Origin of the sequence: Microcoleus vaginatus FACHB-2002 (genome assembly GCF_040004035.1) — a bacterium.
Lineage (GTDB): Bacteria > Cyanobacteriota > Cyanobacteriia > Cyanobacteriales > Microcoleaceae > Microcoleus > Microcoleus vaginatus_C.
In genome coordinates, this window is record NZ_JAMPLN010000017.1 from 1 (window position 1) to 12,955 (window position 12,955).

The following is a 12,955-nucleotide window of genomic DNA, read 5'->3' on the forward strand; positions in this document are numbered from 1 at the left end:
ACCCATTTGTCGCTACGAGCGACCGATGATCGGTACGAGCGACCGATGATCGGTACGAGCGACTGATTGTCGGTACGAGCGACTGATTGTCGGTACGAGCGACTGATTGTCGGTACGAGCGACTGATTGTCGGCTCAATCGCCTGATTGTCGGTATGATCGAATCAATGACGTGGCGATCGACCGTCCTCACTCTTTTAAGATACAAGGGGCGGGTTTCACCAACCATAATTGCCTGAAACAAACAATCTCAAAAACCCGCCCCCACCCAGCGAAAAATCATCATCTACATTTTAACATTCGATGCAAATTTCAGGTTGATGTGGGTTATTGGTGGGGTGGGGGCGGGTTTATCTAGATTGTTGGTCATCGTTATATATGGTTTGTAAAACCCGCCCCTACAAAATCCTGATGCCACACCTAACTTAATATCCCGTTGCACAGAAGGCCGCCCAATATTTCGGATCGCTGAAAGGCTGTTCTTCATTCGAGTTAATTAACCACAATTCCGTACCTTGTTGCCATTTTTCATCTAAATTTAACAATTTTACCAAAACTCTAACATCCTCCTTACTAACACCGCGCATCCAATTTTGCGCCGCATTCAAAGCGACTGCTACTGAATCTGCATCCGGCAATTCCTGATAAAATTTAATCATCAAAATTGCCGTGGCAAAATCATCGACAGCCCACAGACTGCTGACAACATTTATGCTACCCGCATACAAAAAACCGCTGGGTAAACCAATGTATTCATCGGTCATTGCGGTTGAGTCGGTTAACCCGGTTTCGCAGGCCGAAAGTGTGACGAGACTGCACTCTGGTAACTGCAAATCGGCAAAGATTTCTCGCAGGGTGAGGCATTTTTCTGGGATGGCTTTTCTGCCGCTGCGTAGGGTGACATAGCGCTGTTTTTCATCGGGCTGATTTGACTCTGGGGGCGGGGGTGAGGTTTGCGGTTCCAGGGAATCGGCTAAGACTAGGGATGACAGCAGCGGATACTCAAAGTTGAAAATGCCGTGACAGGAAAAGTGCAGGTAGTTGGCATTTGAGAGGTTTTCTCGGTTTTCGTTGAGGGCGATTTTTGTGGCTTGTTTTTTGAGTAAAACTTGATGGGGATTGAATCGGGTTTTGATGGTTTCTACTTCCATGTCGGCGTTGAATAAATCTTCGGTGGGATTCTGGAGGGCGAAGAGTTGTTGCTGATTTGGTGGGGGGGAGTTTCTGGTGGTGATGCGATTTTTTACGAGTTGCAGCAGTTGCAAGCTGGGGGCGTATTTCACGCCTGCGGGGAAGCTGTCGAGGAGGTAGCCGCGAAAGTTGGTTTTTTCTTGAAATCGGGTTTCTGAGGTGAATTGTAGGGCGTGGAGGGGGAATAGGTGCAGGTAGCGGTGGGGTACTAGGATTAGTTGTTTGCAGTTGGGGGAGATGTGGGCGATTATCTCGTTTAGTCGCAGGATTTCTGAGAGTTTTTCGAGTTTTTGGGATAGGGTTTTTTGCCAGGTTGTGTTGGTATTTTTGTTGCGGTATTCGTCGAGATAGTTGTTTTTCCAGGTTTCTAATTCGGCTATTTCGGTTGTGGTATATGTGACTGGTTTTATGCAGTCGCGGGTGATGATGAAGGCTGATCCTCCCCAGCTATCGTCGGAGTTGGAGTTATTGCCGATGTACCATTCTATGATTGCTGTTTCGGTGTCTAAGGTTTGTTGGAATTTGGTGATGTCGATGGGTTCGACTTTTTGAGTTAGGGTGAATTCTGGTTCTCGCTGTTTTATCTGTTCCAGCAGTTGTGCTAGTTGCTGTAAGGTTGTTTCTAATTTGGCTTTTTGTTGTTGGAAAGATTCGGGACTGAGACTGCGGGTTTGGGTTGTGCGTTGTGAGGGAGAGTCTTCGGGACCCCCCCCCGGCCCCCCCCTTACCAAGGGGGGGGAAAGAGGGGGAGGAGATGGGGTTTCTGTTTCTAGGAATTGTTGGGAGGCGGCGATTTGGCGGCGCAGGTTTTGGAGTTGCTGTTTCTCGGTTTCGGTGGCTGTTTTGGGGTAGATTTCGCTGTTGGTGAAGAGTTCGACTAGGTAGCGGGATTTGCTGCGTTCGATTGTTTGCAGGGCTTTGTCATATTGTTGGTGATTGATGCAGGATTGCATCATTTTTTCGTAGACATCGAGATTTTCTTCGATGATTTCTCGTTTGCGTTTGTCGGATGTTATCCACTCGCGGCTTTGTTCGACTGCTTCGATGGCTTTTTCGTAGCCGAATATGGCTGTTTCCCACACACTTTCTGCAAATCCTAAATTGCCTAGATTTCTACCTGTTTGCAGACAGTCAATTGGCAAAGCTGTGGGAGTGTAAACTTGTAAAGCTGCTTCCCAAAGTCGGATCGCTCTTTCTATATTCTCACCTCTGTCTTCCTTGATTCTGTTTCTGTAAGCTTCTCCTAAATTATTTTGAGTCATCGCCCAATCTTGGGGAACAGCATCGCGGGTGCGAACTTGTAAAGCTGCTTCATAAAATGCGATCGCCCTTTCGATATTCTCACCCCGTTCTCCCTTGATTCTGTAACTGTAAGCAATTGCCAAATTATTTTGAGTCATCGCCCACTCTTGGGGAACAGCATCGCGGGTGCGAACTTGTAAAACTGCTTCATAAAATGCGATCGCCCTTTCGATATTCTCACCCCGTTCTCCCTTGATTCTGCGAGAGTAAGCAGCAGCCAAATTATTTTGAGTTGTCGCCCAATCTAGGGGAAAAGCATCGCTGGTGTAAACTTGTAAAGCTGCTTCAAAAAATGCGATCGCCTTTTCGATATTCTCACCCCGTTCTCCCTTGATTCTGTTACTGTAAGCAAGTGCGAAATTATTTTGAGTCTGTGCCCAATCTTGGGGAAAAGCATCGCGGGTGCGAACTTGTAAAGCAGCTTCATAAAATGCGATTGCCTTTTCGATATTCTCACCCCGTTCTCCTTTGATTCTGTTACGGTAAGCTTCTCCCAAATTATTTTGAATAATCGCCCATTGTTGCGGGAAAGCAGGGCGCGTGTAAACTTGTAAAGCTGCTTCATAAAAGGCGATCGCCCTTTCGATATTCTCACCCCGTTCTCCTTTGATTCTGTTACGGTAAGCTTCTCCCAAATTATTTTGAGTCATCGCCCAATTTTGCGGGAAAGCAGGGCGGGTGTAAATTTCACTAGCTGCTTCATAAAATGCGATTGCCTTTTCGATATTCTCTCCTCTATCTTCCTTGATTCTGTCGCTGTAAGCAGTTGCTAAATTATTTTGAATCTCTCCCCATTTTTCGGGATCATCATATCGGTTAAAAAATTTCAGTGCCACCTCGTAGCCTGCAATGGCAATTTCCCTATTGCTGCTTTTGCTACCCAGTGGAAACTCTTGAATCAAGTTACTGAAGTTGACAATATTAATAATAATGTCTCTAGCTTGGCGGAAATTTTTTTCTGCTAGGATTTTAGTTACCCACTTCCGTAAAAATCCCGCAAAGTCATCATCGATCCGTTTTCTCTTGGCTTTCAGGATGGCGATTTGTGCTTCTTCGTTGGGGGAGTTGATCAGGGATTCGATCAGGTCGAAATAGGTGTGTTTTTTGCTTTTCATTGCACTACCCATGTTTGGGATATTGTACATTTTTTGTGGGCTTGGCGCGGGGATGAAGAAACCGGGTTTTTGGGAGTTTTCGGGTGTTGGCCGATGATTGTCGAAAAAACCCGGTTTCTGGGCTCGGCGCGGGGATGAATTAACCCAACCCTTCAACTAACAGATTGCGAGCACTTTCCAGCGCTGACTGCAACTTACTTGCATCGCGTCCCCCAGCTTGCGCCAAATTAGGTCGCCCGCCGCCTTTTCCGCCGCAAATTTGAGCAATTCCCCCGATAAACTTGCCAGCTTGCAATCCTTTCTTATTAACTTCGGGACTAAAAGCAGCCACCAAACTTACCTTGTCCGGTTCAGGAATTGATGCCAAAACAACCGCAGCATTTCCTAACTTTTGCTGCAATCTTTCCGCCGCAATTTTCAGCGCTTCCGTATCCACATCACCCAATTGAGCTACAATGATTTTGAATTCGCCGAGATCCTCAGCCGCACTCAGCAACTGGTCGGATTTCGCGATCGCCAATTCCGACTTCACAGCAGCCAAATGTTTCTGAGTATCCTTCAACTCATTCTGCAAATTAGTAATTCGGTTCGGCAATTCTTCAGGCTTCGCCTTAAATCGATCGCCCAAATCGCGCACCACCTTATCGCGCACATTCAAATAGTCCAAAACAGCTTGACCAGAAACCGCTTCAATCCTGCGAGTTCCCGCCGCTACCCCCGCTTCGGAAACAATCTTAAACAGCCCGATTTCTGCCGTATTGCTGACGTGAGTCCCGCCGCACAATTCCATCGAAACGCCGGGAAAATCGATAACCCGCACCACGTCGCCGTACTTCTCGCCAAACATCGCAGTCGCGCCTTTTTCTCTCGCAAGGGCGATCGGCATTTCTGCAACGACCGCAGCGTGCGCCTCAGCAATCCAACTATTAACTAAATCCTCAATTTTCTGCAACTCTTCTGCTGTGACAGCGCGCGGAGAATTGAAATCAAACCGCAATCTCTCAGACGATACCAGCGAACCAGCTTGCGAAATCGAATCGTCCACAATTTTCCGCAAAGCTGATTGTAATAAGTGAGTTGCTGTGTGGTTAGCCTGAATTCGGCGGCGACCGCTATTGTCAATCTTCGCAGTAATACTATCGCCCACTCTCAGCGTTCCCCGTTCCACAAAGCCGAAATGCACGAAGAAATCCGATTCCTTCTTCACATCATCAACTCTTACTAACAAGCCATCACCATTATCTCCGCTTTTTAAATAACCTTTATCCCCAATTTGTCCGCCTGATTCTGCATAAAACGGCGTTTGGTTCAACACAACTTGTACCTCGGTATCGGCGGCTGCTTCCTCGACAGATTTGCCGTCAACCAAGATAACTTCTACCTCAGCTAAACTCGACAATTCAGCATAACCGACAAACTCAGTTCCCTGGATTGTTTCAGCCAACTTATCCAAAGAACCCTGCACAGTCAAATCGATTGTTTGGCGAGCATCTTTAGCGCGAGTTTGCTGTTCCTTCATCGCCGCTTCAAAGCCGTCCAAATCCACAGAAATTCCCTGTTCCTCAGCAATTTCTTGAGTCAGTTCTAAGGGGAAACCGTAGGTATCGTAAAGAGTGAAAGCATCTTGACCGCTGATTTGTTGGTTGGTTTGCTGTTTTGTGCGATCGACAATTTCCTCCAGCAGCTTCTCTCCGCGTTCCAAAGTCTTGAGAAACTGCGCCTCTTCCCTTGCCAATTCCGCCTTAATTTGAGCTTCCCGCCGCCGCACGTTCGGATAAGCAGCTTCCGAAAGGGCGATCGCGCTTTCAGCCACCCGCACCGTAAATTCGCCATGAATTCCAATCAGTCGCCCGTGGCGCACCACCCGGCGAATCAACCGGCGCAAAATGTAACCCCGACCAACATTCGACGCGCGAATTTCGTCCGCAATCATGTGCACCACAGCCCGAATGTGATCGCCAATTACTTTCAGCGAAACCTTGACTTTTTCATCGCTATTGTGGTAATCAATCCCGGCAATTTCCGCCGCCGATTGAATGATCGGAAAAATCAAATCTGTTTCGTAATTATTGGGGACTTTCTGGAGGATTTGCGCCATCCGTTCCAGTCCCAAGCCAGTATCAATATTTTGATTTTGCAGCGGTGTTAAATTGCCCTCTGCATCTTTATTGTACTGCATGAAAACCAGGTTGTAGAATTCAATAAACCTGGTATCATCTTCGAGGTCAATATTGTCGCCTCTCTCTGGGTGGAAATCATAGTAAATCTCCGAACACGGGCCGCAGGGGCCAGTCGGGCCGGATTGCCAGAAATTGTCATCTTCTCCCATGCGCTGAATCCGATCGCCCGGAATGCCAATTTCATCGCGCCAAATCGCAAAAGCTTCGTCATCTTCTCGGAAAACGCTAACAACCAAATTGGACGCTGGTAAACCGAAAACTTCCGTGGAAAGTTCCCACGCCCAGGCGATCGCCTGTTTCTTGAAATAATCCCCGAAACTGAAGTTGCCCAACATTTCAAAAAACGTGTGGTGGCGGGCGGTGCGACCGACGTTTTCGATGTCGTTGGTGCGGATACACTTTTGAGAAGTCGTGGCGCGCGGTGATTCGGCCGTGCGCTGTCCGAGAAATATCGGCTTGAATTGTAGCATTCCGGCGATCGTCAGCAACACCGTCGGATCTTCGGGCACCAAAGAAGCACTCGGCAAGATTTTATGTCCCCGCTGAGCATAAAAGTCGAGGAAGGTTTGGCGGATTTGGCTGCCACTGAGAAACTTAGGAGAAATAGACATGACAAAAACACTTAAGTATGTAAAGATGTAGCAACAATAGAATTTATAGGACTTACGCACGGGTGTCCAGAAACCCGGTTTTTCTACCAAAATACTTGCTTAAAATCCTCAATTTCCGTAGAAAAACCCGGTTTCTTGGTTTGGAGTGCGTGAGTGCTAACTTACATCTATTTGGATATTCATATCATTATACTTAGTAATGTAAAGACCTATCAAGTTTTGCAAATTGTGCTTTACTCCTGGGAAAGGCCATGCTAACTTAATAATAGACACCGGGACAGAAAGAGAAAGGAGGTCGCTATATTTAGAAAGAAAGTTCGAGGATATAGGCATGGTGTCTCCGGTCTAGATTCCCAGGCGCAGCAGAAATTAACCGAACACAACTTGGAATAGTGGCGAACTGCCGATCGAGCAGTCAAGCCAAACCGCAGTCAAGTCAGACTTAGTTGTCGTTGCGGATTAAAAGTAAAGCTGCACAAGTTGTAAACCCTAGTAAGTAACAGTTCTCAACCGGAAACATCTCGTTTGTTAGAAAAAACAAAGTTCTCATATTATTGGGTCTGATCGCTGTCGATCGGGCCCTATGAATTTTTATAGGGCGATCGCAGGAGGAGAGGCTTCGAGGGGCAGAGTTCGGTTGTATAAGTGCTTTCTGCTCAAACGCAACATCCCTCGGAGCCGATCGGCGAGCGATCGGTGCAGCTTTTGAGTTATATCTTATATATAATTAGACGTGGAGCGCGCGCCCCGCTTTTTGCCGGGGATCAAGCGCTATGGTATCAGGCACTGTCAAGATGCTATATCATTGAGGATGTCAGTCAAGACATTAAAACCTACCGCGCTGTGCTGTATAGCAGCAAAGTCTACGCTTCTCTGAGCTTGGTGCAAGGCAAGGATAGCAAACCGCCATTTTTGGTGACAAGACCCGGCTCAAAAATTTGAATCTCAGGATATTTAGAGTCAAAACTCTAAAAAATCCCATCCCCGACGCAGGGGTGAGAGTTCAAACAATAAAAGCCCGCCCCGTCAAAAAAGCTAGTGCCACCAACAAATTTCGTAAATCACTAGCACAGTTCTTAAACTCACAATGTCCGCAGATTGCAGGTACAAGCATGGCCGAAATAACTAAAGAAGAAATGCGCGAACGGCTGGGAAATATCGACCAGATTCGCGATATAATTTTTGGAGCGCAGCTTAGAGAATACGACAACCGCTTCGATAAAATAGATTCCGACTTGTCGATGATGCAGCAAGATATGCAAGCTCGCATCGAACAAGTGAAAACAGTTCTGTCCTCAGAAATGAAGGTGGCAGTTGATTCGTTAGAAAAGAAAGTTAAATCGCTCACCTCAAACACCCAAGAAGAAAGCGCCGATATCCGGCAGCAAATCGATCGCGTTAACCGCAAATTCTCCAGCAGCATGGAAGCCCTCGACGAGGCGATCGACAATCAAACCAGTTCGCTTCGCGACGAACTCTCCAAAACCAGAGATCGACTATCTGAAGAAAGCCGCACTTTGAAAACACAGGTTTTTGAAGAGCTCGATCGTCGCTTTTCCATGCTCAGAGATGTTAAAGTTTCTAGAGACGACATGGCAGAAATTCTGTTTGAACTCGGCATGAGGCTCAAAGGAACAGAATTTGTACCCGAACTTAAAGGCGTTGCGGATAATAAGTTAAATACCGAATTTCTGTTGCCGGAGCGCCACCATAACGGATAATAACGCATGGCTTTACCGAAAGAAAATCCGGCTGACGAAAATGAGTTAGAGGGTTTTGTTTCTCAATCTGACGAGTCTGCTGCCGATGCAGCAACCCAGCTAGAACCCTTGCTGAATCTGTTAGTCGATCTCAAAATTATTGCAGGTTCAAACCAGCAGAATGCAGAGCCTGAAGATGACAGCAGCAACGAAAAAAATCAAGCTGGGGCCCTCGGCGGGTTGATGGATTTGTTAGGTATCTCTGATCAAGCGCCAGAGGAAGTTGCAGCGAGTGTACCCGAAACTGGATCTCGCCAACCGGAGTCTGGCGATTCCCCGCCTGTTGCAGACGAGTTCAAAAGTTTGCTGTGGGCTACTCACAAACTCAACACTTCAGAACTGGAAAAAGACTATTCCTCAGCTAAAACTATAGATGTTTCGGCGATCGCCCAGCCGGATTTGGAGGAAAAATTAGAGCCTGTCGAGGAATTGTCTAACTTGACAATGAAAGATTCTCTACAGTACGTACAGGCTCAAAAATCCCACGGGTTCGATCGGCATTTACAGGATGTTTCCCCTCCCGAAACCGAGTCAAAATCCTCGGAAATTCCCGATGACCCCAGAGTTTCCACAGTCTCAGCTCCACCAGAAACTGGATATTTAGATGCTGCGGGGGCTTCGGATCTAGAAATCCCAAACTTACTAGAACAGCCGACAGAAATATTAGGACAAATTAAACAGGACTTAAATGAAGCCGACAGCGCGATGGAAAGGCTGCAAAATCTGATGTTCGGCTCGCAAATCTCGGATATCGAGCAAGTGAAAAGTCTGCTGGCAGAAAACGATTTGCCGGGGGTGCGCCACCTGATGGCAACAATCGACGATAAATTAGGAAAATTGGAGCACCAAATCTACGAGCCCCAAGAGTTGATTGAGTTGATGTTGCCTTGGATCGCAGAAATTCTCAGCCGCAAAATTGCTGATTCGAGAGAAGAAGTTGTCAACGCGATCGTCCCAATTATTGACGAAGTGATTAGGGCAAAAACTCACGAAAACAAGTCGGCAATGAGTGCGGCAATAGCTGAGCTGCTTCCCGAGGCACTTGCTCAACAAATAGTGAATTCGCCAGCGGATATTGCTAAGGCGATCGCCCCAGAAATGGGTCTAGCAATTAAAGAGCAAATTCGCCTCGACCAAGAGTCGATCGCCCAAGCCCTCGCACCGGAAATGGGCAAAGCGATTACAGCCCAAATAAAACTCGAACGCGACTCTATGGTGGATGCGCTCTATCCCGTAATTGGCAGTACAATTTCCCGATACATGGCAGAAGCTATCAAGACAATCAATGAAAAAGTGTCAACGGCCATCAGCGTCGAAGGATTCAAAAGAAAAATTCGCTCCAAAGTAAAAGGAGTCTCCGAAGCTGAATTAATCCTCCAAGAATCAGTACCCTTCACCGTCCAAGCAGCATTCTTAATTCACAAAGCATCAGGCTTGATTATTTCCGAAGTTCAAAACTCAGAAAGCTACCAGTTAGAATCAGAAATGGTAGCAGGAATGCTCACAGCTATTCGCAGCTTTGTTAACGAGTGCTTCGTGCAGCCGGGAGAATCTTCTGAACTAAATCAAATTGAATACGGCGACTCAAAAATTCTGCTAGAAGTAGCGGGATATTGCTACATAGCCGTCGTGATTAAAGGAGAACCGCCAAACTTGTTCATCCAAAAAATACGACAAACCGTTAGTAATCTCATCCTTAATTATGCTCAAGTAATTCACGAGTTTAACGGCGACCCCGGTACTATACCGGAGTCGCTGCACCCGTGGATAAAAACTTTATTCGACCCGCTACAAACGGAAAAATCAACAAAACCCCCGCTCGCCCTAGTGGCTATCAGTTTAGCAGCCTTGAGCTTAATCTTAGTACCTTGGGGAATTTATCAGTACCGCAGCAGCGTTGAGCGCCGGCTCGAAGCAAATGCCATCGCCGCTTTAGCATCGACTCCCGAATTAGCAGTTTACCGCTTAGATGTTGCAGTTGATGGCAAAACTTTAAAGCTAGCCGGTAAGTTGCCCAATCAACAATTGCGGGCACAAGCCGAAAAAATAGCCGCATCAACTGCACCGAAATTGCAATTAGATAATAGAATTATAGCTGTAGATGTCCCCCCCGATCCAGTTTTGACGGCGGCTGAGGTGCAGCGGATTACCGCCGTTTTGAATCAGAAAGAGGGCGTTTCTATTTCTACGCGGTATGGCGATCGTAAAGTGACTGTAGAGGGGACAGTTAGAGAGGGTGCAGACGGACAGAAAATAGCTCAGTCGCTGAAGCAAATTCCCGGTGTTCAATCGGTGATTAGCACAGTTAAATTAGAGCCGCTGAAAATTACAACCCGCATCTACTTCCAGCAAGGAACGGCAACATTAGACTCTACACATGGAGAAATCATCGCCCGTGTCAAAAATTTCATGGATCAATATCCTCAAAAACAGATTAAGATAATTGGGCACAGCGATCGAACCGGGGAACTTGCTACAAATCAACAGTTGTCGCTCAAGCGTGCCGCAGCAGTGCGAGATGCTTTAGTGCGGCAGGGTACAGACCCAAAGCGCCTCCAAACGGTTGGCGTCGCGCATCCTCCTGCCGACGTGGAACCCAATCAACCACGACTTTTAAGCAGATGCGTGGTATTTGAACCAATAACTAAGACCATAAACAGTAAATAATTATGTCAGTTACTATAGCTAAAAAAATGTGTATGATCGGCGATTTTGGCGTGGGCAAAACCAGCCTGATCCGCCGTTTTGTCGATCGGCAATTCAGCGACCAATACCTCTCCACAGTAGGAGTAAAAATTTCCAGCAAAATCGTAGAATTAGAAGGGGTAAAACAGCGGGAAAACGTGACTGCAAAGTTGCTGATTTGGGACTTAGAAGGGCATACAAAATTCAAAGGAATAGCACCGACTTACTTGCAGGGAGCTAGCGGCGTTTTAATCGTTGCCGATGTCAGCCGCTCCGAAACAGTTGAGCGAATCTCCGAACACATTCAGCTTTTTTCTTCAGTCAATCCTAAAGGGTCAATTATCGTCGCTTTGAACAAAGTAGACTTGATTGACGAGGAAAAATTGGCGCTGCTAGTGGAAATATCCCATTCGATAAGTCAAGACAAAGTAATAGGAGTTTACACAACATCTGCTAAAACAGGCAAAGACGTTGACGAAATTTTCTACAAACTAGCTTACACAATGGTAGAACAAGTATGAACCCCCTGTTAAGAAAGCTGTTAGGGCCGCGACAAACACAGTATTTTGTAGTCAATCACCATTTTATCATTCAGGCAACCTCCGCCCAAGTGCAGCACTATGCCGATACTCCGGGCGATGCAATACCCGGTGCAGATGCTCGCATCAGTTTTCCCGAACTGATTGGCATTGAAAATATCCTCATGTCTATCATTATGGGACGGCTGCCGGGTTTTGAAATCAAAGGTATCGCCCGGTTTGCCGACCCGAACCGTCCTTTATACTTTGATATGTTGGCAATCAAATATGAAGAAGAAGAAGAAGAAGATGTGCCAAATAAATTGCTAATTTTGATTGAAGATACTACCGAAAAGATGGTGATGAAGCAATCGTTGATTCAGAGCGCGAATGAAGCTAATCTTTTGGTTAGCGCCTTAGCGGCTTCTAAAGATTATATAGATAAAGTTATTCGTTCGATGGGCGATGCTTTGTTGGTGACAACAACATTAGGAACTATCAAAACAATCAATCAATCAGCCCAATGGTTATTTGGGTATAGCGAAGCAGAATTGATCGGCAACCCCCTATCTTTAATATTACTTGAAGACACATTAATTTACCAAGCTCGCCACCGCTATATTTTGTCTCAGAAAGAGCTACGTAGAGAACTAGAAATAGTCTGCACTACTAAAGCAGGAGAAGAAATTTGGGTAGAATTTTCCTGTTCGGCAATTCAGACAGAATTAGAGGGACTTTACGATTTTATTTATATAGGCAGGGACATCACAGAACGCAAACAACAAGAAATAGAAATTCGCGGCTCTTTGGCAAAAGAGCAAGAACTCAGACAGGTAAAATCTCGTTTTTTCTCAATGATTGCTCACGAATTCGGCAATCCTTTAAGTACCGTATTATTTGCTACTAAAATCCTCCAAGACTACGGCGACGAAATCACCCACGCGGAAAAACAACAATACCTGCAACACGTTAAATCAGCATCTCAACAAATGGCTCAGCTATTAGAGGACGTGCGGTTGCTTAGCAGCGCCGAAGCAGGAAAACTCGAATTCTATCCCGCACCAGTTGACTTAAAAAACTTTTGCAGCGAGTTAGTAGAATCAATTAAAATTAGTTATGGAAAAAATCATACAATTAACTTTATTTATCAAGAATTAGTTACGCCCGCGAAACAAAATGATACCGACTCGCAGGAAACGCAAAACTTGCCCGCACTAGATGCAAAATTGCTGCGGCACATCTTGACAAATTTGCTGTCAAATGCTGTTAAATATTCGCCGATGGACAGCCATATTTATTTTGAATTAAATTGTGAGAATAATGAAGAAGCTATATTTAAAATTAAAGACGCAGGCATTGGCATTCCTATAGAAGACCAAGAACAACTGTTTGAATCTTATTATCGAGCCAAAAATGTCGGAAAAATACCCGGTACAGGACTGGGTTTATCCATAGTCAAGCAGTGCGTAGAATTGCACCGAGGTCAAATCGAATTTTCCAGCGAGACAGGGTTAGGCACTACTTTTATAGTCAAAATTCCATTTTACCAACACAGATAAATAGATTAATTTTAGATAGTGCGCTATAGAGGGCG

General features: G+C 45.9%; 8 protein-coding genes. 5 read left to right on the plus strand and 3 right to left on the minus strand.

All coding sequences use genetic code 11. From position 1 onward, the window contains the following. Positions 1-12 precede the first annotated feature (12 nt). From NDI35_RS15850 to alaS, 3 genes are all read right to left on the minus strand, one after another. Positions 13-228: a hypothetical protein gene (locus tag NDI35_RS15850; RefSeq protein ID WP_445313571.1), complete on the minus strand. Its 216-nt coding sequence runs from the start codon at positions 226-228 to the stop codon at positions 13-15. Between the two features lie 196 nt (positions 229-424). Continuing rightward, positions 425-3,607, minus strand: a complete 3,183-nt coding sequence (locus NDI35_RS15855) for a CHAT domain-containing protein (protein ID WP_445313572.1) — start codon at positions 3,605-3,607, stop codon at positions 425-427. A 139-nt stretch (positions 3,608-3,746) separates the two neighbouring features. Beyond that, positions 3,747-6,398 carry an alanine--tRNA ligase gene (gene alaS / locus NDI35_RS15860; RefSeq protein ID WP_445313573.1) on the minus strand — a complete coding sequence of 884 codons (2,652 nt, stop codon included), beginning with the start codon at positions 6,396-6,398 and terminating at the stop codon, positions 3,747-3,749. 645 nt (positions 6,399-7,043) lie between these two features. Between alaS and NDI35_RS15865 the strand changes: the two genes are divergently transcribed. The 5 genes from NDI35_RS15865 to NDI35_RS15885 all read left to right on the plus strand — a co-directional run bounded on the left by NDI35_RS15865 (position 7,044) and on the right by NDI35_RS15885 (position 12,920). Beyond that, a complete protein-coding gene (locus NDI35_RS15865) occupies positions 7,044-7,340 on the plus strand; it encodes a hypothetical protein (protein WP_445313574.1) in 297 nt (98 codons plus the stop codon). 170 nt (positions 7,341-7,510) lie between these two features. Continuing rightward, positions 7,511-8,119, plus strand: coding sequence for a hypothetical protein (locus NDI35_RS15870; protein WP_445313575.1), 609 nt, complete (start codon positions 7,511-7,513; stop codon positions 8,117-8,119). Positions 8,120-8,125: 6 nt separating this feature from the next. Beyond that, a complete protein-coding gene (locus NDI35_RS15875) occupies positions 8,126-10,825 on the plus strand; it encodes an OmpA family protein (RefSeq protein ID WP_445313576.1) in 2,700 nt (899 codons plus the stop codon). Positions 10,826-10,827: 2 nt separating this feature from the next. Beyond that, positions 10,828-11,364 carry a Rab family GTPase gene (locus tag NDI35_RS15880; protein WP_445313577.1) on the plus strand — a complete coding sequence of 179 codons (537 nt, stop codon included), beginning with the start codon at positions 10,828-10,830 and terminating at the stop codon, positions 11,362-11,364. Further along, positions 11,361-12,920: a PAS domain-containing sensor histidine kinase gene (locus NDI35_RS15885; protein WP_445313578.1), complete on the plus strand. Its 1,560-nt coding sequence runs from the start codon at positions 11,361-11,363 to the stop codon at positions 12,918-12,920. The genes NDI35_RS15880 and NDI35_RS15885 overlap by 4 nt, the downstream gene beginning before the upstream one ends. The last annotated feature ends 35 nt before the right edge of the window (positions 12,921-12,955 follow it).

What these genes read in the sequence shown, in the direction of transcription:
- NDI35_RS15885 (WP_445313578.1), top strand. Translation starts at nt 11,361, where the DNA reads ATGAACCCCCTGTTAAGAAAGCTGTTAGGGCCGCGACAAACACAGTAT.
- NDI35_RS15880 (WP_445313577.1), top strand. Translation starts at nt 10,828, where the DNA reads ATGTCAGTTACTATAGCTAAAAAAATGTGTATGATCGGCGATTTTGGC.
- alaS (WP_445313573.1), bottom strand. Translation starts at nt 6,398, where the DNA reads ATGTCTATTTCTCCTAAGTTTCTCAGTGGCAGCCAAATCCGCCAAACC.
- NDI35_RS15875 (WP_445313576.1), top strand. Translation starts at nt 8,126, where the DNA reads ATGGCTTTACCGAAAGAAAATCCGGCTGACGAAAATGAGTTAGAGGGT.
- NDI35_RS15850 (WP_445313571.1), bottom strand. Translation starts at nt 228, where the DNA reads ATGGTTGGTGAAACCCGCCCCTTGTATCTTAAAAGAGTGAGGACGGTC.
- NDI35_RS15855 (WP_445313572.1), bottom strand. Translation starts at nt 3,607, where the DNA reads ATGAAAAGCAAAAAACACACCTATTTCGACCTGATCGAATCCCTGATC.
- NDI35_RS15870 (WP_445313575.1), top strand. Translation starts at nt 7,511, where the DNA reads ATGGCCGAAATAACTAAAGAAGAAATGCGCGAACGGCTGGGAAATATC.